Origin of the sequence: Winogradskyella damuponensis, from assembly GCF_039538385.1 — a bacterium.
In the GTDB taxonomy this organism is placed as follows: domain Bacteria; phylum Bacteroidota; class Bacteroidia; order Flavobacteriales; family Flavobacteriaceae; genus Winogradskyella; species Winogradskyella damuponensis.
On sequence record NZ_BAABCB010000020.1, the window covers coordinates 190650 to 215665 of the forward strand.

The window sequence follows — 25016 nt, forward strand, 5'->3', positions numbered from 1 at the left end:
AAAAAAATCCAGAAAACAGAGGCTTCCCAATACGCTAATATCCAACTAGCAAACAAAGGCCTTTACTCTAACTACAGACTACAATTACCATCAACAATATCTTGTACAGTAGGATTAAACGCGTTATTTTCAATGAATACACCATATATTAAAAATGGTCCAGAACTTTCTTCTTGATAAGTACCATTAGTAAATAAGTTCTGTAGAGCACAAAAATCTGCCAAGTTTTGATTTGGAGCAACATCTATAACGTCAAATGCTAAATCTCTACCAATATTAACTCCTGTAACATCAATTAAATTATCTAAGCCACTTAAACTAGTTAAGGCATCATTAGCACCAATAAAAAACAAGTTTACAGACGATAAATTATTTAAACCAGATAAATCTGTAAGAGCATCGTTATAACTAATTCGTAATCTATCTAACGTTGTAATTTGATTTAACCCTTGTAATGAAGCCAATAATGGATGTCCATAAACTTCTATTCTGTTGGCAACTGTTAAATTACCTAACTCTGAAATTGAAGTTAAGACCGCATTATTTCGGATTGACACATCATAAGCAGACGTAAGCGACTCTAAACCAGCTAATGATATTAAAGAGTTGTTATTATCAACAACCACATTATTAGCATTTGTAATTCCACCTAAACCACTAAGTGAATTAAGAAGTTCATTAGAAGAAATACTTACATTTCCAACCTCAACCAAGTTCTCTAACGCTGAAATTGAAGTTAATGATGGATTAACATTTATACGAAGCTCTGCCACTGACGTTATCCCATTAAGACCATCGAGACTTTGTAAATTAGGATTATTTTCTATAGCCAAAACGCTTTCAATGTTTTCTATACTTGACAATGGTGTTAAATCAGTGATATCTGATGCGCCATTATAACCAACTATTTGCAAACTACCATCAATACTAGTATAACCAAATATTCCGAAATTATTTACCTCATTTTGATTTGACAAAATAACATTTCCATCGTATGTACCACCTGTATCACCACAAGTGTTTAACGTTCCTAAATTTATATTTTGATTATCTATCATTACGTCTTCTACAGTTACCCATTGATTGGTATCATAATCAAATACAACAACAGAAATCATCTGTGTTGCTGCGCAAGTCACAACACCTATATCAATTGTTCCATCTGTAATACTAAATACATTTTGTTCATCTATGTAAACATATCCATTAGTTAAAGGATTACCATCACAATTAGTTACCACACCAGTAAGCGATGCTGCTGTATATTCTTCTGTAAAAGAAACGTTTAAACTAGCATCTGTAGCATAACCTCCAACAGTCTCTGAATGTATTAATTGACTATTACACGATCCTGAAACTCCATAAATTGACATTATAAGCTCTTCATTTTCAGGTATTAACCCACATTCAAGATCACTAGAATTTATATTTCCTGAATAAACAGTTTGATTATTAATTGCACGTTCAATTGACACATAATACAATGTACTAGACGCATTACTATCTGGTTCAATAGAAAAACATAATTCCACAAAATCTAATGGAAGATCACAATTCCACCAAGTAAAATGAGATACAGAACCGACATATTTATTACCTGTTTTAACAGCTTGCCCTTCTTCCTTCCAATAGCCTTGTACTTCATCAAAATACCACAACGGAATAGTTTCTGGCGCAATACTGGTTTGATCAGGAGCTACTGGTAAATATATGGTTGATGGACTGTCTTCATCTATATTTAAAGCGTCACCTGAAGGTGAAAATAAGTTAACCGAAATCATTCCATAGGTTTCTAAAATCCTAGCATCATTTGCTTCAGTTTGTGCAAATAAACGACCAGGCATTTCTGAAAATGTACTCCTTAAAGTTGGATCTAGATAATTTACAACAACATCTACATCACCTTCATACGGATCTCCTTGGGCTGTTATAAAATCGCCACTAAAATCTACCTGAGCACCATTAGGCAAGGATACTTGTGAAGCCACTCCACTGCTTACTCTTGCTGTCACTTCTTTTTCTAATAAAACTATATCTACCTTATTAACTCCATTAACTTTTGGGATTACAACTCTTGACCCATTTATATACCCTTCTTTTTGAGCCTTTATATAAGCAAAATTCTCATAGACATCTGCATCATTTATAATAAACACACCGTTCACATCTGTGAAAGCTGCAGAATTACCAATCATAATCTGAACATCTGATATTTCATTACCACTTTCATCTTTAACAATACCTATAAAATTTCCTGTTGTGGATTCACCAAAATTTTCAGTTTTAAAAATGGCATCATTTAATTCTGGATCGTCATTTTGACCATTATTATTTGTATCTACGACTTCAGTTTCACAGCTGATTAAACAAAAAATAACACATAAAATTGCAAATGGTTGAAGTAATTTTTTCATGATTATATATAAATTAATTATTCCTTTTCTTTAATACTAACAACTTGAAATGATGACCTAAAGCCATGATTTCCATAACAATACAACAACTGTAAGTAAATATACACAAAAAAAAGCACAGTACCAAACTGTGCTTTTTTTTCAAATTTCATTCTATAGTTGCTATTTCACAAAAAATAAAATTAATACAACTATATAGTAAAGAATAACGGAAGAAACAGCTATAAGAAGTATACCTCCAACCCAATATAATATAACTTCCACTACCTCAAAAAACGTAGATTTCGTTTTATTATCAATTGGTTTTTTAGAATTCATTATATCTCTCTATCACTATCCCAACCTTCCAAATAATCTTTTACGGCTTTTACAAATTGTCCACCTAGCGCTCCATTAACAACTCTGTGATCGTAAGAGTGCGACAAGTACATTTTATAACGAATACCAATATAATCTCCTTCTGGTCCTTCAATTACGGCTGGTGCCTTTCTAATAGCACCTAAGGCTAAAATACCTACTTGAGGTTGATTGATAATAGGTGTTCCCATAATACTCCCAAAAGTACCAACATTGGTTACGGTGTAAGTTCCGCCCTGTATATCATCTGGATCTAATTTTCCTAAACGCGCTCTGTTAGCTAGATCATTTACACGTTTTACCATACCAAATAAATTTAACTGATCTGCATTTTTAATTACAGGTACAATTAAATTACCATCAGGTAAAGCCGCTGCCATACCAACGTTAATAGCTTTCTTTTTAATGATTTTATCTCCTTGTACAGAAATATTCATCATAGGGAAATCTTTTAGAGCTTTAGTTATAGCTTCCATAAAGATTGGAGTAAAGGTCAGATTTTCACCTTCACGTTTCATAAAACCGTCTTTAACCTTTTTTCTCCAGTTCCATATATTAGTGACATCAGCTTCTATAAACGATTGCACGTGTGCAGACGTCTGTACTGAATCTATCATATATTTTGAAATGAGTTTCCCCATTCTACTCATTTCAATAATCTCATCTCCTCCTGATACTGCAATTGGCTTTTCTTTAGGTTTTTCAACCTGTTTCTCTGCCTTAGGTTGCTCTGGTGCTTTAGTTGGTGCTGCAGGTGTTTCTACTTTTGGTGCAGCAACTGGTTCTGCCTTAGGAGCTTCAACTGTTTGTGCAGCAGGCGCAGGACTTGGTGCAGAACTACGAGATTCTAAATACGCTTTAATATCGTTTTTAGTCACACGATTATCTTTTCCTGTTCCTGGAATGGTATCTAATTCGGCTTGAGAAATACCTTCTTGTTTTGCTATATTTTTAACTAATGGAGAATAAAAACGATCTTCTGTAGAAACTACCGGCTCTACAGATGTTTTTGCTGCCACCACTGTTTGTGCAACTTCTGCTACTTTTGGTGCTACTGCTTCAACCACTGGTTCTGGTGCTGCAGCAGGAGCTTTTACTTCTACTGTTCCGCCACCTTCAGTTTCAATAACTGCAATGGTTTGACCTACCTGTACAACATCATCAACTTCAAATAGTTTTTCAACTAAAACTCCGTCTACTTCACTTGGAACTTCACTATCTACTTTATCTGTAGCAATCTCTAAAACAGCTTCGTCTGCTTCAATAGTGTCTCCAACATCTTTAAGCCATGAGGTTATAGTTGCTTCTGCAACACTCTCTCCCATTTTTGGTAACTTAAGTTCAAACTTTGCCATATCTTTAATTTGTGGGTCTTTATTTTGTAATCGACTGCAAAATTAATAAAAAAACATGTGATTTACTGACTTTTATTCAATTATTACAACCTAAAAATGTAGCACTTCACCTCTATTTGTAGCACTATCACTTCCGAGTATAAATTTACTGTTTTTTGGTAGAAATCTAAAAACAATATTCTCTTGCGTCGATTTTTGTTTCATGTCATTAATTACATCACTAGCTTTCAATACATTAAAATCATACACAAGCATACTGTCTTTTTCAATTTTGTCTTGTATTGAATCTGTAATCTCGATTGGTTGGGGTAATTGTTCTTCTAAAGATTGACTAATAGCCTTAGTATAAATAAAACTTCTTTCAGATTTTGTTTCTACTATTTCTGGAGCTTTACTCATTACATAAGCCAGTTTAATGCCTAACCAAACGATAGCATTAAATACCGCATTCTGTTTAAAATGCTTTTTGTAAAAAATTTGCATTGCACCATAAAAGCGTTTAGCATATTTACGATCTCTTAAGGTACTTTCTCCTTTAAAATGGACGACTGTTGTATCACCAAAATAAAAATTATCATAACCTGCTTTTATAACTTTATAAGATAAGTCTATATCTTCCCCGTACATAAAGTAAGCTTCATCAAAACCATGAACATATTCGTAAACATCTTTTTTAAGCCACATGAATGCACCTACTAAAATATCAACTTTACCTGTATTTTCAACCTCTACCTCATTTGCATAATAACTATTAGTATTACCTAACACTTTTTGTAAAGACACTTTTGGAGTGGGCACATTACGCTTACTTTCTGGAAGAAACTTACCCTTTCCATCAATTAATTGACAGCCTACGATACCAAGATTATCTTTGGAATCTGCAAATTGAATAAGTTTTGTAAATGTATCTTCTGCAACTACGGTGTCTGGATTAAGAATACATAAATACTCACCTTTTGCATGAGTTACACCAATGTTATTTCCTTTTGAAAACCCTGAATTATCTTTGTTTTCAATTAAATTCACAGTTGGAAAAAGCCGCTTAATCATATCACAACTATCATCAGGCGAATTATTATCTACAACTATAATCTCTGCATCGATATCTGCAATTGCAGCTACGACACTCTTTAGACATAATTCTAAAAAGTAGCGGACATTGTAGTTTAATATGATAACAGATAACTTCACTATTTTGCTATGATTTTAAAGAAGCTTCAAAAGGTACACGGTCTATAATGCTTCGACCTAATGTAATTTCGTCTGTATATTCTAATTCGTTACCTGCTGCAACACCTCTAGCAATGGTTGATGTTGCGACATTATAACCTTGTATTTGCTTAAAGATATAAAAGTTAGTCGTATCTCCTTCCATCGTTGGACTCATAGCAAAAACCAATTCTTTTACTTTACCTGATTTTACTTTTTCTACCAAGGTCGAAATATTTAAATCTTGAGGTCCAATACCATCCATTGGAGATATTTTCCCTCCTAAAACATGATATAAGCCTTTAAAAGAACTCGTATTTTCTACAGCCATAACATCTCTAACATCTTCTACTACACAAATAAATTCACTATTTCTATTTGGGTTTTCACAGATTTCACACAAAACCTTGTCACTAATATTATGGCAAGATTTACAGAAATTGATTTCCCTGCGCACCTTAGACAAAGCATCTGCCAACTGAAAGGTTTGATTTTCTGGCTGTCGTAATAAATGTAAAACTAAACGCAGTGCTGTACGCTTACCAATTCCTGGTAATTGCGACATTTCATTAACAGCGTTTTCTAAGAGTTTTGATGAAAATTCCATGAGTGCGAAGGTACTGATTTTTAGACATAAAAAAATCCAATTATAATGCATATATAATTGGACTTTTTAGTTTGTTATTGGTTTTATTTTATAATTAACTTTTTGATGAGTTCTCCATTTGAACTGTTCAGTTTTACAAAATAAACTCCAGTTTCGTAGGCTAAGGTATCTATTTTATATGCATTAGATAAGTTAACATTTTTAGCATAAAACATCAGTTTACCCATCGCATTATAAATTCTAACTACAACTGCTTCGTTTGTATTCCATTTTAAATTGACTTCGTTAGTGGTTGGATTTGGATATAACGACAAATTATTTAGTTCAAAATCATTAACACTTAACGATTCATCATAAAGACTCGATCTCCATAAACCTCTACCATAAGTTGCAGCATATAATTTATTGTCTGCCGCATTAATTTCAAGTTCATTAATTCTAACATTTGGCAAACCATTGTTAAAAGGAGTCCAAGTATTTCCTAAATCATTATCGGTATAATAAATTCCATAATTCATACCAACATACAAGCCATCTTTACCATTGTCTTGCCAAGCTAAAGCTTGTGAAGAGAAACTTGGTAAATCCCAACGAATAGATGAAAAAGAGGCGCCATTATCTGTACTAACATATACTTTTTGATTGTTGGTTGTAGCTATCGCAATTTTATTTGGATCTGTAGGATGAACAGCGATATCATTTATACGTCCACCACCAATACTAAGCGATGATTGCGTCCAATTAACTCCTCCGTTAACAGTATACCAAAATGCTCCATTAATAGCTAAATACATTTTATTGTTATCTGTTGGTGCTACTTTAAAGTGGTCTATATCTGCCGAAAAATTTTGGGATATAGAAGTCCATACATTACCTCCATCTATTGATTTATAAACTTCATCAAAAGCACAGTAAATCACATCTTGTGTAATAGGATCTTGCTCAAAAGGCACTACCCAATTCCAATCACTATCACCACCTTTATCATCTGGTTGTGTAAGGTATGAGATACTTAAGCCAGCATCAAAGCTCTTAATAAAACCACCAAACTGTGATGTCCCGTAAATTAACTGTGAATTGTTTTTATCTACAAACCCTTCCATGCCATCTGCACCAAACCAATCTGTCCAATTTCCGTCTGCCCCCAATAATGACGAACCGTTATCTTGAGAACCACCTGTTACAATTACCGGATTAGTTTGACTCACTCCAATCTTATAAAACTGTCTTATCCCCATTCCTGCTGTTAGGTCTGTATAATAATTACTGTTAACTACTGTTGGATTTTCTGCTCTATAAATACCACCATCTGTTCCTACTAAAAGCTTTGTGTTTTCGCCTGTACCCACAAACTCCATAATATCAACATCGGCATGACAATATCCAACATCCTCTAAGTTAGCATCATAAGGAGTCCATTGCGACGTCACATTAAAAGTAACACCTCCGTTTGTTGATCTCCAAGTATTTATACCAGCAATATGTACATCGTTAATATTATTGGGATTTACAGCAATGTCCATATCTCTTGGCGCTTGTCCTAAATCGTCATCTGCTAAAGATGAATAGCCAAAATAATTTTTATTCGTATGGTTTAATTTTGAAAACGTTATACCTCCGTTTGTTGATTTATACAAACCGTTATACAAACCACTTTGAGCCTCAACAACATATATTACAATAGGATTATCTGGAGAAACTCCTATCATTTTAGGGCCATTTGAAAACTGATTGGATCCTACTCCCGGTACTTCAGAAAAAGTTAATCCATTATCTGTAGATTTATAGAAGGCATTTCCAGAGGCGTAAATAACGCTTGGATCTCCAGGTTTAAATTCAAAATCGTAACCATTTGTTGCACTAAAATGAATAATACTCCAAGACAAACCACCATCTGTTGATTTATACAAGCCTCCGCCTTCAGCACTACAATACATTTTTGAAGTATCTGTTGGATGGATTAAAATCTTATTTACATTTCCACCTCCAGGTAAACTACTTAATAACGACCATGTCGCTCCATTGTCTAAAGATTTGAATATAGCTCCACTGTAAGATCCCCAAAAGTAAGTTGAACTATTTAGCGGATCAATAGCAAGTGCATACACATCCATATTGGCTAAATTATCTGTAAGAACTGTCCAAGTTACACCTCCATCTAAAGTTTTCCATACTCCACCAGTCTGACTTCCAGAGATGATATGGTTTAGGTTTCCGTTTTCTACCGCAATAGACGTTATTCTACCTACACCAGGATTATAACCTGAAGTGGCATTCCAATAGGTTGGTCCCATTTCTTCCCAAGTCCCCACTACAGTTCTTGCCGCTAAGCCTTCATTATTCATTCTTGCATTGAAGTCTTGTAATTCATTATAATAAAACTCAGGCGATTTTAATTTTCCTGTTTCATCCATAGCACGCTCAGCAAAGTACTGCCAACGTCTAAAAGGTTTATAACCTCGGCCACGCTCTCTTCCTACAGTATCAAAGTGACGCTCTGCCACTTCTACTATAGCCTCTACTGTATTTGTTCCTTCGGCAACAAGCTGTTTGTAATCTTGAGCAAAAAGCCCCAATCCAAACATAATAAACACAAATAAGCAGATAATATTTTTCATAAATAATTTATTTTTAAAGCCGTTTTTTTTCCAAATGTACTACTTTTCGAAAATATTACTAAAATATTACACTTCATGTCACCAACATCAATATTATTATTAATTGCAGGTTACTTCGGATTGCTAATTTTAATCTCTTATTTCACCGGAAAAGAAGATTCTAACGCTGCCTTTTTTAAAGCCAACAAATCTGCCCCATGGTATTTGGTAGCCTTCGGAATGATTGGTGCGTCTTTATCTGGTGTTACTTTTATTTCGGTACCGGGTGCTATAGAAGCAAAACAGTTTGGATATTTACAAGTGGTCTTAGGGTATTTTTTTGGATACCTTATTATTGCTTATGTTTTATTACCTCTTTATTATAAATTAAATCTAACCTCTATATACACCTATTTAAAAGATCGTTTTGGAATGGTTAGTTACAAAACAGGATCTGTAGCATTTCTTATTTCTAGAACTGTTGGTGCCTCTTTTAGACTATTCTTAGTTGCTAAAGTTTTACAGCTTTTAGTCTTTGATCTTTTTGACATTCCATTTGCTATTACAGTAATGATTACCATAGCATTGATTTGGCTTTACACCTTTAAAGGTGGTATAAAAACCATCATTTTCACAGATACACTTCAAACGTTATTTATGTTGATTTCTGTTGTTGTAACAATAGTATTCTTAGCTTCGGCTTTAGATTTAAATAGTATTGGAGAGCTTATTACTTATACTAAAGAAAGTAACCTTAGTAAAGTTTTCTTTTTTGACGATGGCAATGATTCACAGTATTTCTGGAAAAGCTTTTTGTCTGGTATTTTTATTACGATTACCATGACAGGTTTAGACCAAGATATGATGCAAAAAAACCTTACCTGTCGTAATTTAAAAGATGCTCAAAAAAATATGGTAACGTTTAGTATTGTGCTCATTTTTGTAAACATCCTATTTTTGGTATTGGGATTAATGCTTACAAATTATGCCGCTATAAATGGCATTACTGCTTCAAAGGACGATTTATTTCCTACAATCGCAATGCTTCCTGAAATTGGCATAGTAACCTCAGCTTTCTTTTTACTAGGCTTAATTGCTGCCGCCTACTCTAGTGCAGATTCGGCCTTAACATCCTTAACAACCTCTTTTTGTTTTGATATTTTAGATATTGAAAACAAACCTGAAACTAAAAGAAAAAATTTAAGAAAACGCGTTCACATAGGATTTAGTGTTGTTCTTATTTTGGTAATCTTACTATTTGATCTCATTTTTAAAGACGTCTCTGTAATTTGGGAACTGTTTAAAGCTGCAGGTTATACTTACGGACCGTTGTTAGGTTTATTTGCTTTTGGCTTAATAAGCAAATCACAAATTAAAGATAAGTTTGTTTGGATTATAGCAATTGCAGCTCCACTTCTTTCTTATATGTTAAACATGTATTCTAAAGAATTATTCAACGGTTATGAAATTGGATTTGAAATATTAATCATCAATGGCCTCCTTATGTTTTTAGGCCTATTACTTATTAAAAAGAAAGCTTAGTACTGATTAGTACTCAACAGCACCAATGTACAAGCCACTTCATAAGCAATATTATTTTGCTTAAGTAAATTATAAAATTCAGAATTTTCTGTTCCAGGATTAAAAATCACACGCTTAGGATTTAACCCTATAATATAATCATAATAAGTAGTTTGACGCGTTGGATTAAGATACAATGTTACTGTATCTATGCCTTTATATGGCATTAATTCGGTATCAATAGAAACATCATCAACCATTCCAGACCTTAAACCAAAAGCTTTTACCTCATGATTATAATGCCTCAATTTTTTTATCGCCATATGAGAATAGCGCTCAGGTTTTAAAGACGCTCCAATAACTAGTGTTTTTTTATTCATAATGTTAAAAAGTGTTAATAAAAATTAATTAAAGTAACATAATATAAAAATAGTCGTCTAGTGAGTAACAAACTATCAAATCAATCAAAAAAAATCAATCAAAATGAAGCATTTATTCCTAATGCTTATCATGGTGTCATCGACCATTTTAAGAGCACAACCCAACTCCAATTCTGACATTAAAAACGGCACTGTCTCAGGACGTGTTATTGATGCCCAACTAAATCAACCTCTACCTTATGTTAATATTGTCATTAAAGATATAGCAAATAAAGTAATTACAGGAGGCATAACTAATGACGATGGAACCTTTGAAATTGAAAATATTCCAGAAGGCAATATCATTGTTTCTATTCAGTTTGTAGGTTTTAAAACTATTGACAAAAACATCACTTTAGGCAAAGGCAACTATAAAGTAAACATTGGCGATATTAAGCTAGAAGAAGAATCTACAGGTTTAGATGAAGTTACTATTGTTGCAGATGTCTCTACTATACAACAAAAAGTAGATCGTAAAGTTATTACCATTGGTAAAGATTTACAAACTGCGGGAGCAACGGCAAGTGAAATCATGAATAATTTACCATCCGTTAGTGTAGATCAACAATCTGGTTCAATAAGTTTACGTGGCAATCAGAATGTACGTGTTATGGTAGATGGCAAACTGTCCAATATTCCGGCAGAACAATTATTAAAACAAATTCCTTCCACCTCAATTAAGAGCATTGAATTAATTACCAACCCGTCAGCAAAATATAATCCAGAAGGCATGAGTGGTATTATAAATATCATACTTCATAAAAACACCCAATTAGGATTTAATGGTAATATTAATGTTGGTTTGGCTTATGATATAGAACCTAAATTTAATGGCTCTATTGATGCTAATTACCGTAACGGAAAATTTAACTTGTTTGGCTCTTACAGCAATAGTGTTTCAAAAAATAACAACTATGGGCATATTAATAGAGTTGAACAAGAAATTCAACAAAATTTTAATATTTTAAACAATAACAAATCAAATCTATTTAAAGTAGGTATAGACTACTATTTAAATGACAAAAACACCATCTCTGTATTTACAAATCAAAACATATTTGAGGGTTGGTCTAAGGTCAATTCTGGAATAGCATATCTTACGAACAGTTCTCTTAATGAATCGCAATTTACAGGAGGCGAAAATGAAAACGATTCACAACAATACAACTTTAATTACAAGCACGATTTTAATGATGAAGGTCATAATATTGAGCTTGAAGTAGATCATAATATATATGAAGGCTTAGGCGATACCAACAATGTCTTTTTCAGTTCACAACGTCCAAATTTTATTGAAAATACAGATACAGATAGAAACCGTACCACTATAAATTTAGATTATGTTAATCCCTTATCAGAATCTGTAAAATTAGAATTAGGTCTACAAGCCCGCTTATTTGACAACAGCATTTTTTACCAATCAGACGCTAGAGAAACCAACCAGGCTGGCGATTACATCCCAACAACTACTCGTTTTGATTACACTAGAGATATTTACTCTGCATACGCAACCTTTGGTAAAAAACTAGAGAAATGGAGCTACCAAGTTGGATTAAGAGCCGAAACGGTAAACGTAGATTCTGAAGCGTTTAAAAAAGATTTATCATCAAACGAAGAATTAAATATTCCTTTTGAAAATGATTATTTTGAATTATATCCTTCGGCATTTGTGACCTACTCACCTTCAGAAAAAAACTCATACCAATTTAGTTATAGCAGAAGAATTGATCGTCCTGGCATTGGGCAAGTTAATCCTTTGCCTGAATGGAACACGCCTTTAATTTCCCAATTTGGAAATCAAGAGTTACGTCCTCAATTCACCAATTCTATTGAAACAAATTATACCAGACAACTTGAAAAAGGAAGCATTACAGCTGGTGTATTTTACAGAATTATAGAAGACGAAATACAACAAGCTATTTTAATAGACCGAACAGATCTTAACCGCTTAATTATGACCAATTTGAATTTTGATAATACCTCTGCTTATGGTATAGAATTATCTTCAAATTACCGTCCAACCAAATGGTGGAGTATTAATGCTAGTTTTGATTTGTTCTCGCAAACCCAAAAAAGTGTAGCAGAATCGTTTGATACTAATCAAGACATTATTTTAAACACTATTGAAGTAGATAACATTTCTTATAATATTAGAGCATTCAACAACTTTAAAGTTAGTAAAAGTTTAAGCTTTTCGGCTTTTGGTATGTACAGAGGAAAAAACAAAAGCATACAATTTGAAATGAAAGACATGCTTATGGTTAACTTAGGTATGCGATACAGCTTTATGGAAAACAGAGCGAGCTTTAGCCTGAGTTATAATGACATTTTTGACACTATGTTTGCTCAGTTTGATAGCCAAAGACCATTTGTACAACACGGTCAGTTTAATTGGGAGAGTCAACAAATATCAGGACGTTTATCATACCGTTTTGGTGGTGGAAAATACAGAGCCAAATCTCGTAAACAACGTGACAATGACGTTAAAGAAGGTGGCGGTATGTTTTAAAACATATATTTAATAGTTAGCATAATTAGTTGATGGTTAGTGAACATGTTTAACTATTAAATGAAGAAAACCCGAAACTTGCGTTTCGGTTTTTTGTTAAATACACGTTAAATGTATGATTCGATGAAATAAATTTCAAACTATTACGTCTATATTAGTATAAGTTTTTAGTAATAGTAATTATAAACTATCGTTTATAATAGTGTTAGTTAAAGTTGGTTAATAGCGGAAAAGCCCAAACAACAATTTGTTTGGGCTTTTTTTTATCGAAAACTCAATAATTAGTTCTGATTACTTAGGTATACATTTCCATCTTTCATCACAAATACCACTTGTGCTATAGTAGTCATAAAATCAGTAGTTATATCACCTTTTACCGCAATTATATCTGCTTTAGCATCTGGTTTTAGTACTCCAAGCTCGTTTTCCTTATGTAAGTTTAACGCAGATATATAAGTTGCCGACTGTAAAATATCCAAAGGTTTCATGCCAGCTTCAAAATAAGCACGAAACATATCTCTTGAAGATTCACCACGCGTACCACCAATATCTGTGTAGTTATCAGAACCAGCTACAATGGTTACTTTTTTTTGGATGGCTCTATTGAGTCTGTTTTTCATCTTATTGATGTAATTACCTACCCAAGGTAAATCGCCGTCTTCATAACCAGACAGTTTACCATAAATCTTCATATAAGCTTTGCTGTTTTCTGTGGGTACTAAAAACACCTTTTTTTTAGCCATTAAGGTTAAAGTTGAATCTGCTAAATTAAATCCATGCTCAATACCATTGACACCTGCTTGTATAGCATTCCATGCCGACTGATTCGTAATGGAATGTGCTACCACAGTAAGATCATACGCTTTTGCCGTTTCTACAATAGCTTTCATTTCAGCAATAGAGAGGTGTGTATTATTCGGAATATTATCTGCACAAATCTTAATCACATCTACTTTTTGATTGACGTGTTCTCTTACCGCAATTTTAGCGTCTTCTACTCCATTTATAATACGGTATTCTAAATCTATCAGATTTTGGTGTTTTGGAGATACGCCATAAACTTGACCTCCTGTAGCGGCCATAATTGGCCCAGAAGCAAAAATACGAGGTCCTTGAATAGTACCTTCATTAATGGCATCACGTAAAGCTACATCTAAAAATAGTCCTGAATTACCAAGATCTTTTACACTTGTTATTCCAACATCTAAATACGATTTTGCGCGTTTTGAACCTCTAAGTGTTCTTATGGCATCGCTTTCCATAGTGAGCGAATGAATGCTATGTTCGGAAAAATCTTCGGTGGCATCTTGAGAAAAAAGCACATGAGTATGCGCATCAATTAGTCCAGGAAGAACAGTATACTCTGAAAGGTCAATAACTTGAGCATTGCTTGGAATCATTTTTAATGTACCAATAGAGGCAATGCGGTTATTCTTAACATGAATAACTTTATCTTTTAAAAGCACATTTTGTTCACTATCATAAAAAAGACCTGCTTTAATATATGTATCCTTTTGCTGTCCGGTCGCATTTTTTGATAAGCACAAAATAAGTAGTAAAAAAATGGATAGTTTGTGCATGCCGCATATGTTTTAGGTGTTAAAAATAATCATACCGTCAGTCTTTTAAGCATATAAAAAATCAACCTCGTTGTTATATGATATACGTTCAAATCATTCGTAAAATTTAATTACAAATAATGTCCCCTTTTTTTAAAGGGATTTGTATTACCACTTCATAATCACACTTCCCCAAGTAAATCCACTACCAAAAGCAGCTAAAACAACGGTATCTCCTTCTTTTATTTTACCTTCTTCCCAAGCTTCAGTTAAAGCTATAGGAATAGAAGCGGCTGTTGTATTTCCGTATTTCTGAATGTTATTAAACACTTGATCGTCGTTTAGCTTAAACTTACGTTGAATAAATTGTGAAATACGCAAATTCGCTTGATGCGGAATTAACATATCAATATCATCAACCTGTAAGTTGTTTTTCATTAAACCTTCCATGATTACTTCACTAAAACGCACTACAGCATTTTTAAACACAAACTGACCGTTCATGTGTGGAAAATAACTTTCATCATTAGGATCGTTATCTGCTAAAATATCGTTTACCCAACGTTTCCCCATTCCTGGAGCTATTAATACTAATTCTTCAGCATGTTCACCTTGCGAATGTAAATGCGTAGATAAAACCCCTTTAGAGTTATCTTCTTCTCTAGTTAGGACAGCTGCTCCTGCTCCGTCTCCAAAAATAACAGTAACACCTCTCCCTCGTGTGGTTTTATCCATACCATGAGAATGTAATTCACTTCCTATAACTAGAATGTTTTTATACATTCCTGTTTTAATAAAATTATCGGCTACAGACATGGCATATATAAAACCAGAACATTGGTTACGCACATCTAATGCACCAACCGTTTTTATATCTAAAGCATGCTGTACTTGTACACCTGGACCAGGAAAATACATATCAGGACTCAAGGTTGCGAAAATAATAAAGTCGATGTCATCTTTATCTATACCTGCACGTTCAATAGCAATTTTTGCAGCTTTCACGCCCATAGTTGCTGTAGTATCACCACTACCTTTTTCTACCCAACGACGCTCTTTTATTCCTGTGCGTTCTTGTATCCACTCATCATTAGTGTCCATCAATTTAGACAAATCATCATTGGTTACAACATTGTCTGGTACGTATTTACCTAAGCCTATTATTTTTGAATTGTACATCGAAAAATTATTTTCGTTTCCGAGCCATCGGAAAACTTATTATTTAGTTTAGCAATTTAAGATATAAGATACAATTTATTTTTATTAGCATTTACATTCGTTATGCACGCATAGTACTTGTGTCACTTTGTCACATTTTACGTCTTGGTATTTTATTTGACTATAACTAAACATTCAAATTAATTATACAAAAAACTATATATCATGACAAAAGGAAGTATTAATGTATCGGTAGAGAATATCTTTCCGTTAATTAAAAAGTTCTTATACAGCGATCACGAAATCTTTTTACGTGAACTTATTAGTAATGGTACAGATGCCACACTAAAATTAAAGCACCTTACAAGTATAGGTGAATCTAAATCTGACTATGGAAATCCTATCATTGAAGTTAAAATTGATAAAGAAGGTAAAAAACTTCACATTATTGACCAAGGTTTAGGAATGACAGCCGAAGAGGTTGAAAAATATATTAACCAAGTGGCATTTTCTGGTGCTGAAGAATTTTTAGATAAATACAAAGACTCTGCAAAAGATTCAGGTATTATTGGTCACTTTGGTCTTGGTTTTTATTCTGCATTTATGGTTGCAGAAAAAGTTGAAATTATTACAAAATCGCATACAGGTGCTGAAGCGGCACATTGGACCTGTGATGGCTCTCCAGAATTTACATTAGAACCTTCTGATAAAGCCGATAGAGGAACTGAAATCATCCTTCATATTGCAGAAGATTCTACTGAATTTTTAGAAGAATCAAGAATTAGTGAGCTACTTAATAAGTACAACAAGTTTATGCCTGTTCCAATTAAATTTGGAACTAAGGAAATAAACGACCCAGATTTTACTCCAAAAACAACGAAAGATAAAGATGGCAAAGAAACAACTGAGCCACACAAACAGATTACTGTAGATAACATTATTAACAATCCAAATCCTGCTTGGACCAAACAACCAACAGAATTAGAAAGTGATGATTATAAAAATTTCTACAGAGAATTGTATCCAATGCAATTTGAAGAGCCTTTATTCAATATTCATCTTAATGTAGACTATCCATTCAACTTAACAGGGATTTTATATTTCCCTAAGATGACGAATGATATGAACATGCAAAAGGATAAAATTCAACTGTACCAAAACCAAGTATACGTAACGGATAACGTTGAAGGCATTGTACCAGAATTCTTAACCATGTTACGTGGTGTTATTGATTCTCCAGATATTCCATTAAACGTATCGCGTTCGTATTTACAAGCTGATGGAGCGGTAAAGAAAATTTCATCTTACATTACGCGTAAAGTAGCTGATAAGTTAAAATCATTATTTAACGCGAATCGTGAAGATTTTGAAGCAAAATGGGATGATATTAAAATCGTTATTGAATACGGAATGCTTTCTGAAGAGAAGTTCTTCGAAAAAGCAGATGCTTTTGCTTTATACCCTACGGTTGATGGAAAATTCTATACCTATGAAGAACTTTTCAATAAAATAAAAGCCAATCAAACCGATAAAGATGGTAAGCTAGTTATTCTTTATGCTTCTAATAAAGACCAGCAACATAGCTATATTGAAGCTGCAAAAGCTAAAGGTTATGAAGTATTATTATTAGACTCTCCTATTGTATCGCATTTAATTCAGAAGTTAGAAACGACTAAAGAGAATATTTCTTTTGCAAGAGTTGACGGTGATCATATTGATAACTTAATTAAGAAAGAAGAAAATACCATTTCTAAATTAACAGAAGAGCAACAAACAGAATTAGATACTATCTTAAAAGACGTAATTCCTTCTGAAAAATTTGCCGTACAATTAGAAGCTATGGATAGTGATGCATCACCTTTTATTATTACACAACCAGAATTTATGCGTCGTATGAAAGAAATGCAACAGACTGGTGGCGGCGGAATGCACATGTTTGGTAATATGCCAGAAATGTACAACCTCATCGTAAATACAAACTCTGCATTAGTTGGTGAAATTTTAGAAACAAAAACCAAAAAGAAACAAGAACGTTTAATAAACCAAAGTTTAGATTTAGCACGTTTATCTCAAGGCCTTTTAAAAGGTGAAGAGTTAACTAACTTTATCAAACGTAGTTATGAGATGATTAAATAATCATACATCTGCTAAAACAGAAATCTCATTAATATTCAAAACCACTTTGTTAATTCAAAGTGGTTTTTTTTCTCATAGAAAAAAGCAGATAAACAGATATTCGATTATAGTAACGAATTTATAATTTCTACTCAACTATTTTACGTACCTTAAAAAACATTAATTAATTCACTACAAGTGCAATCCGATAATCCTATTATAAAAGTAGCCTTTAAAGATCTTAACTTCACAAAGGCTGAAATGAAGATTATCGAGCCTCTTTTTCATAAAATCAATGTAAAAAAAGGTACTATTCTCCTCAATGCTGGCGATCTTGTTGATGTTCAATATTATATTCTTGAGGGCTGTTTAAGGACATTCCACACAGATTCTCATGGCAAGGAACACACCATTCAATTTGGTATTAAGGATTGGTGGGTAAGTGACTTTACAGCATTGCTAGATTCTGATAAGGCTATTTTAACTATTGAAGCGATTCAGGATTCTACAGTGTATAAAATTTCTAAACAGGACATGAACGATCTATATACTAAAATCCCAAAAATAGATAGTTACTTTAGAATAAAACTAGAGCGCTCTTTTGCCGCCTTTCAAAAACGAATTTTATCTTATTTATCTCAAAGTGCAGCAGAACGCTACTTGAATTTTATTAATACGTATCCTAATATTGAAAAAAACGTAAAAAACTATCATATAGCTTCTTACCTAGGTATGACTACAGAAAGCCTAAGCAGAATTAGAAAAGAATTATAATTTTTTTGCATTTCTTATCATAAATCAATTTTTTAAATTAATTAAAATTCTATTTTTGCAGTACTAACAAGGTAAATATCCCCTTATTTCCCTAAGATTAATAGCTATGAAGCGCAAGTTTAATAAACTTGCGCTTTTTTATTTATATTAGCTCATGGAAGAAATTAAAATACTGTTTTTTGTTATTGGCACTTTTTTTGGAATTCACCAAAGTAACATTATCGCAGAAAAAGCAACAATAACAATAAATCCTGAAGCTAAAACCATTACTGTTTTACAAGAGAATTTAATTTCAATTATTCAGAATGAAAGCGACAGTTTAAAAGTGAAGAGTGAATTAAAAAACATCACTCAACCCAACTATCCTTGGAGTTCAGAATTCGCAAATTATTCAAAAAAAGAGAAATACTTCTTTATTTCTGAAGACACACAAACTCTTAACTTAAAACTGACTCTAACTTACACAACTGCTAATGATTTAAAAGCTTTTGGAATTAATAAAAATAATGATGGTAAGTTCTCTATGACCAACTTTCCTAAGGCTCATACCAAGTCTACAGATGGTGTATTAGGCGAACGTTATTGGAATTTTGAAGCCAACAAACCTTTCACTTTTACTGAAGAACCTTTAACTCAAATGCCTGAGAAATACCAAAAGTTCCAAATGAATTTGTTGCCATTTTGGAAAACTTTAAAGCAATAAATAGAGTTAAAGCTAGAGAATATTACAATAAAAAAGACCATCGAAAGATGGTCTTTTTTATTGTACATGTGCTAATAATTTACAATGTAAATACCAGAAACCATTCCGCTTATATTCGTATTATTTATACTATTTCATAAAGTAAGTTGCTACTGCTCCACTTTATCTGTTACAGAAACTATCTGAACATCCATTCTACTTATAATTAATTCATCAATTGCAATATCTAAAAATGCTAATACGTATTTACAAAAAATAGGCCTTTACAAAGACCTTTTACCTCAGAGTAATTGTAACTAAAATTAAATTGAAACGTCATATATACATATCAAGATAAAAAGCTAATAGATTATAAATCAATACATTCTATAATTTTATTATCTTTAACACAATACCAACCAAAAAAAACAAACTAAAACATGGAGTTACAAATCAAGAATTTGAGCAAGACGTATTCAAATGGCGTACAAGCTTTAAAAGATGTTACACTAACTATTCCACAAGGTATGTTTGGACTATTAGGTCCAAATGGTGCAGGAAAATCATCATTAATGAGAACTCTAGCCACTCTACAGCAAGCAGACTCTGGTTCTGTTATGCTAGACGATATTGACGTTTTAAACGACAAGTCTAAAGTCCGAAAAATTCTAGGTTATTTACCACAAGAGTTTGGAGTATATCCCAAAGTAAGTTCATACAACATGTTAAATCATATTGCGTCTTTAAAAGGTGTTTCTAATAAAGGAGAACGAAAAGACTTAGTAGAATCTTTACTCAATAAAACAAATTTATGGCACGTCAGAAATAAAAGTTTAGGTACCTATTCTGGTGGAATGAAACAGCGTTTTGGAATAGCTCAAGCATTAATTGGTGATCCAAGACTTATTATTGTTGATGAACCTACAGCTGGTTTAGATCCTGCTGAACGGGTGCGCTTTCATAACTTATTAAGTGAAATTGGTGAAAATACCATCGTTATTTTATCTACACATATTGTTGAAGATATTTCTAATTTATGCAATAATATGGCCATTATCTGTTTAGGCGAAGTGGTAGCCAAAGGTAATCCTAGTGTTTTAACTGAAGCTGTAAAAGGTAGAGTTTGGAAAAAAGCCATTGAAAAAGTAGCGCTAGAAGACTATCAGAATAATATGCAAGTTATTTCTACACATCTTAAAGCCGGACAAACAATAATTCATGTTTTAAGTGACAATCAACCAGACGCTTCTTTTGATGCTAGTACTGCCAATTTAGAAGATGTTTATTTTGCTGAAATTACATCTCGTATGGAAACTGTTTCTGCATAATTGCTAATTAACCAACTAAAATCAATCAATTATGTTTAAAGAAATTTTTCTATTCGAAATAAAATACAGATTTAAGCGTCCTGCAACTTGGGCATATTTTGGAATTCTTTTACTATTTGGCCTTATTGTTTCTATCGGAGGAAACGGACCTGCCTCAGAAAAAGTGTTTGTAAACTCGCCTGTGGCTATAGCAACCATGCTTTCTACTATAAGTATTTTTGGTATTATGCTCTCTAGTGCTATTATGGGTGTTCCTGTTTATAGAGATATAGAACATAAAACTGAAAATTACTATTTTTCATTTCCTGTTACTGAAAAAGGCTATTTATTAGGACGCTTTTTAGGGTCTATGTCTGTCTTATTTTTAGTAAGTTTAGGATTGCATTTAGGTTTAATTATAGGATTTGCTATAGGTCCTTTTGCTGGCTATGTAGAACCTGATCGTTTTACGGATTTTAATTTTTGGCATTATTTACAACCTACATTAACCTTATACTGGACCAATTTTTTCTTTGCAGGTTGTATCTTTTTTGCGTTAGTAAGTCTTACCAAAAAAGTAATGTTAGCTTATGCTGGTGGCGCCATTCTTTTTATCACTTATTTAATTACACTAACCTTAACTCAAGACCTTGAAAATACCGATTTAGTCAGTCTATTAGATCCTTTTGGCATAGGTACATACAGTAATGTTATCAGGTATTGGACTCCCGAAGAACAAAATTCTTTAACCGTCCCTTTTAGCGGAATGCTAGTATGGAACCGCTTAATATGGGTTGGGATTGGATTACTTGCACTTCTCTATACGTTATTTAAATTCGATTTTATAAAATTCTTAAACAAGAACTATACTTCTAAAAAGAAAGACGACAATTTAGATATGCCAAAGGCATCAGCTGCATTAACTAAAATTCCAAGCGTATCACAAGTCTTTTCAAATAGCTTAAACCTAAAATTATTATTTGGTTTGGCTTATATGGAATTTAAAAATATTATTAGAGATAACTTCTTTAAAGCGATACTTATAGCTGCTGTATTATTCCTGTTTTTCGATGCTTGGTTTGGCTTTCCTATATACGGAACTCCGTCATTACCTCTCACCTACTACATGCTAGAGGTCAAAGATTTTACCTATATCATACTTATATTTATTCTTATTGTATTTATGACTGGTGAAGTATTGCATCGCGAACGTAATGTTAATTACGATCAAATCTTTGGATCCTTACCATTACCAAATAGAATTGTATATGGTTCTAAATTTTTGGCACTTGTTATGGTAAGTTTCGTCTTAGTAAATATGATTTTGGTTAGTGGTGTTTTAAATCAAATTATTAAAGGTTATTTTAATTTTGAATTTGATAAATACTTCACTGATTTATACCTTATTGAATTCCCAAAGTATATCATCTTTATCATGTTAGCCTTTTTTGTACATTCTTTAGTTACAAAAAAGTTTATGGGACACGTGATTGCCATCGCTATTTGGGTGTTACTTTTTGGATTAAACAGTTTAGCCGATGTAAATAACAACTTATACTTGTACAGTTACGCTCCAAGTTATACCATTTCAGATATGAACGGATTCGGTCATTTCGGCGAAGCACTATTATGGTTTAGAACCTATTGGTTAGCTTGTGGAGGAGTACTAACAGTAATTGGCTATTTATTTTGGAAACGAGGTACAGATTCTGGTCGAAAAGCGAGGTGGCAACTCGCTAAAGAACGCTTAAATATTAGAACTATTGGAACGCTTATCATTTTATTAGCTGTATTTATTGGCTCTGGTGCATTTATAAATTATAACACCAAAACAATCAATAATTATAGATCTGTAGAAGCTAGTACCATAGGTTCTGCAGATTACGAAAAGCAACTTGGTAAATATGATAAAATAGCACAACCTAAGGTCATAGATGTTAAGGTTTTTGCCGATTTAGTACCCGAAGAGCGTTCAGCCACCATTAAAACCAATTATATTATGGTGAATAAAACAAATGAAGTTATAGATTCATTACATCTTAATTGGGGAGCGGAAGGCTTGTTAAAAAAGGAAATGAAAACGTTTACTCTAGATGGCAAATCACCAAAATTAGGTAAACGCTATGATGATTATGGTTACGAAATTTATGCCTTTGATAAACCAATGCAACCCAATGACACTATTACCTTAGAATTAGAAGTTGCTGCATCCTATAAAGGATTCCCTAATGAAGGAACAGGTTCCGATATCGTTTATAATGGAACTTTTTTAAACAACAATTTCTTTCCTTCGTTTGGTTATAACTCACAAAGTGAATTAACAAGTGATCAAGATCGAAAAAAGTATAATCTACCAATAAAAGATTATCAACAACCAGTACAAACAGATCCTTGGGGAACCAGTAATTTCCTATTTAATGACGATGCAGATTATGTCACTTTCGAAGGAACAGTGAGTACGGCACCTAATCAAATTGCAATAATGCCAGGTCAATTACAAAAAGAATGGGAAGAAAATGGACGTAAATATTACCACTATAAAATGAGTGGAGAACTCGATTTTTTCTATAATATTTCTTCAGCCGAATATGAGGTACATCGTGAAGTTTGGACAGGTAAATCTGGAGAAAAAGTGAATATTGAAATTTTCCATCATCCAACACATACCTATAATCTTGATCGTTTTGTAAAAGGAGTAAAACATTCTATGGATTATTTTTCTGAAAATTATGGACCATACCAATACCGCCAAATGCGCATCTTAGAGTTTCCAAGATACTCAACATTTGCACAGTCATTTCCTAATACAGTGCCTTTTGCAGAGAGTTTTGGTTGGGTGGGTGATTTTAGTGACCCTAACGATTTAGACTATGTGTATACTGTGACTGCTCATGAAGTTGCTCACCAGTGGTGGGGACATCAAATTAGTCCATCTGCAACTCGTGGTGCAAATCAGATTTCAGAATCTATGGCTGAGTATTCATCACTAATGGTAATGAAAAAAGAATATGGAGTCGATGCAATGCAAAAATTCTTAAAAGAAGAATTAGACCTCTACTTAAGGAGTAGAGCTAACGAAAGTAAATTTGAAAAAACACTTTTAGACAATGATAATCAGACTTATGTTTGGTATAGAAAAGGTGGCTTAATTTTATATGGTCTTCAAGATTTAATTGGTGAGGACAATTTAAATAGAGGTTTTAAAGCTTATACCGAAGCTGCTAAATTTAGACAAAACGCCCCATTTACAACAACCACAGAATGGTACAATTATATGAAATCTGTAACACCAGATTCTTTAAAATATTATTTAGAAGATAGTTTTGAAAACATAACCTTATACTCTAATAAAGTTACCGAAGCCACTTATAAAAAACTAGCTGATAATAAATATGAAGTAACATTTAGTGTAGAAAGTAGTAAGAATTATTTTGACGGCACAGGAAAGTTACTAAAAGAAGGAACCAAAGCCAATTTGTTAGAAATTGCCATTTTTGATAATGATATAGAGAATGCTCAAGGTATGACAATTAAATCCCCATTAATTATAGAACGTCTATGGGTAAAGCCAGGAAAATCCTCTTTCACTTATATTACAAGTAAATTACCAATTAGAGCAGGTATAGATCCTTATAATAAAATGATAGACCGTATTCCTGACGATAATTTAATATCTATAGAAGAGGTTTCAGAGTAAAACAATAAGTTTTTAAAGCCACCTTAGATAAGCTAAGGTGGTTTTTTTATTTTTATAAAATGAAAATTATCTCAACCAATATTGCACAACCAACCAAATTCATTTGGAATGGAGAAGAAATCACCACTGGTATTTATAAGAAACCAACTGATGTTCCTATCTATTTAGGCAAAAAAGACGTTAGAGGTGATGAAGTTTCAGATCGAAAGGTTCATGGTGGCGAGTTTAAAGCCTGCTATCTATTTTCTGCAAACCAATATCCCTATTGGCAAGGTTTATATCCAAATTTAGATTGGACTTATGGTATGCTAGGAGAGAATTTAACCGTTGAAAATTTAGATGAAAAACAACTTTTTATTGGTGATGTTTATAAACTAGGAAACGCATTAGTACAAATTACACAACCCAGAGAACCGTGCTTTAAGTTTGCGCATAAATTTGGAACTGAAGCCGTTTTACAACAATTTATAGACCAAGGCTATTCCGGAACATATATTAGAGTTTTAGAAGAAGGTCATGTAAAAACTGGCGATCATTTTAAATTAATTACATCTGCAAAAGATAGTGTTTCAATTTTTGATTTTTTCGAATTATTATACGCCGAAAATAAAAATCCAAATCATATTAATTTACTACTTAATAATGATGCTTTACCTCAACGTACAAGAAAACGTCTAAAGTTTTATTTACGTTAAACCATTCACAATAAGATTTATTTAATAATTGAATCAGGTTA

General features: G+C 32.8%; 16 protein-coding genes. 8 read left to right on the forward strand and 8 right to left on the reverse strand.

The window, feature by feature from the left end:
• Nucleotides 1-71: 71 nt before the first annotated feature.
• From ABD730_RS12715 to ABD730_RS12735, 5 genes are all read right to left on the reverse strand, one after another.
• Nucleotides 72-2414, reverse strand: a complete 2343-nt coding sequence (locus ABD730_RS12715; RefSeq protein WP_344715157.1) for a leucine-rich repeat domain-containing protein — start codon at nucleotides 2412-2414, stop codon at nucleotides 72-74.
• Between the two features lie 317 nt (nucleotides 2415-2731).
• A complete protein-coding gene (locus ABD730_RS12720) occupies nucleotides 2732-4126 on the reverse strand; it encodes a dihydrolipoamide acetyltransferase family protein (protein ID WP_334469981.1) in 1395 nt (464 codons plus the stop codon).
• A gap of 90 nt (nucleotides 4127-4216) precedes the next feature.
• The gene (locus ABD730_RS12725; RefSeq protein ID WP_344715159.1) at nucleotides 4217-5317 is read right to left on the reverse strand and encodes a glycosyltransferase family 2 protein; all 1101 of its coding nucleotides are present in this window, start codon (nucleotides 5315-5317) and stop codon (nucleotides 4217-4219) included.
• A 7-nt stretch (nucleotides 5318-5324) separates the two neighbouring features.
• Nucleotides 5325-5942 (reverse strand): recombination mediator RecR, encoded by a 618-nt coding sequence (gene recR, locus ABD730_RS12730; RefSeq protein ID WP_215924147.1) that lies wholly within the window; start codon nucleotides 5940-5942, stop codon nucleotides 5325-5327.
• Between the two features lie 83 nt (nucleotides 5943-6025).
• Nucleotides 6026-8560, reverse strand: a complete 2535-nt coding sequence (locus ABD730_RS12735) for a T9SS type A sorting domain-containing protein (RefSeq protein WP_344715161.1) — start codon at nucleotides 8558-8560, stop codon at nucleotides 6026-6028.
• A 75-nt stretch (nucleotides 8561-8635) separates the two neighbouring features.
• Here ABD730_RS12735 and ABD730_RS12740 point away from each other — a divergent pair, with 75 nt between their 5' ends.
• Complete coding sequence (locus ABD730_RS12740; RefSeq protein WP_344715163.1) at nucleotides 8636-10081, forward strand: sodium:solute symporter; 1446 nt, start codon at nucleotides 8636-8638, stop codon at nucleotides 10079-10081.
• On the opposite strand, the gene ABD730_RS12745 is transcribed toward ABD730_RS12740, so the two are convergent.
• Complete coding sequence (locus ABD730_RS12745) at nucleotides 10078-10440, reverse strand: CoA-binding protein (protein ID WP_334469972.1); 363 nt, start codon at nucleotides 10438-10440, stop codon at nucleotides 10078-10080. The two genes, ABD730_RS12740 and ABD730_RS12745, sit on opposite strands and share 4 nt — an antisense overlap.
• A gap of 103 nt (nucleotides 10441-10543) precedes the next feature.
• Between ABD730_RS12745 and ABD730_RS12750 the strand changes: the two genes are divergently transcribed.
• Nucleotides 10544-12988 (forward strand): TonB-dependent receptor, encoded by a 2445-nt coding sequence (locus ABD730_RS12750; protein ID WP_344715165.1) that lies wholly within the window; start codon nucleotides 10544-10546, stop codon nucleotides 12986-12988.
• Between the two features lie 281 nt (nucleotides 12989-13269).
• On the opposite strand, the gene ABD730_RS12755 is transcribed toward ABD730_RS12750, so the two are convergent.
• Together ABD730_RS12755 and ABD730_RS12760 are read right to left on the reverse strand one after the other, a co-directional pair.
• Nucleotides 13270-14568, reverse strand: a complete 1299-nt coding sequence (locus tag ABD730_RS12755; protein WP_344715167.1) for a metal-dependent hydrolase family protein — start codon at nucleotides 14566-14568, stop codon at nucleotides 13270-13272.
• A gap of 147 nt (nucleotides 14569-14715) precedes the next feature.
• Entirely contained in the window at nucleotides 14716-15726 is a 1011-nt protein-coding gene (locus ABD730_RS12760) for a 3-oxoacyl-ACP synthase III family protein (RefSeq protein WP_334469958.1), read from the reverse strand.
• 204 nt (nucleotides 15727-15930) lie between these two features.
• On the opposite strand from ABD730_RS12760, the gene htpG reads away from it, so the two are divergent.
• The 6 genes from htpG to ABD730_RS12790 all read left to right on the forward strand — a co-directional run bounded on the left by htpG (nucleotide 15931) and on the right by ABD730_RS12790 (nucleotide 24975).
• Nucleotides 15931-17841, forward strand: a complete 1911-nt coding sequence (gene htpG / locus ABD730_RS12765) for a molecular chaperone HtpG (protein ID WP_334469956.1) — start codon at nucleotides 15931-15933, stop codon at nucleotides 17839-17841.
• Between the two features lie 240 nt (nucleotides 17842-18081).
• A complete protein-coding gene (locus ABD730_RS12770; protein ID WP_334469954.1) occupies nucleotides 18082-18594 on the forward strand; it encodes a Crp/Fnr family transcriptional regulator in 513 nt (170 codons plus the stop codon).
• 154 nt (nucleotides 18595-18748) lie between these two features.
• Nucleotides 18749-19297, forward strand: a complete 549-nt coding sequence (locus ABD730_RS12775) for a hypothetical protein (RefSeq protein WP_334469952.1) — start codon at nucleotides 18749-18751, stop codon at nucleotides 19295-19297.
• A 419-nt stretch (nucleotides 19298-19716) separates the two neighbouring features.
• Complete coding sequence (locus ABD730_RS12780) at nucleotides 19717-20604, forward strand: ABC transporter ATP-binding protein (RefSeq protein ID WP_344715170.1); 888 nt, start codon at nucleotides 19717-19719, stop codon at nucleotides 20602-20604.
• A gap of 31 nt (nucleotides 20605-20635) precedes the next feature.
• Nucleotides 20636-24280: an ABC transporter permease/M1 family aminopeptidase gene (locus ABD730_RS12785; protein ID WP_334469948.1), complete on the forward strand. Its 3645-nt coding sequence runs from the start codon at nucleotides 20636-20638 to the stop codon at nucleotides 24278-24280.
• A gap of 59 nt (nucleotides 24281-24339) precedes the next feature.
• Nucleotides 24340-24975 (forward strand): MOSC domain-containing protein, encoded by a 636-nt coding sequence (locus tag ABD730_RS12790; RefSeq protein WP_344715172.1) that lies wholly within the window; start codon nucleotides 24340-24342, stop codon nucleotides 24973-24975.
• Nucleotides 24976-25016: the final 41 nt, after the last annotated feature.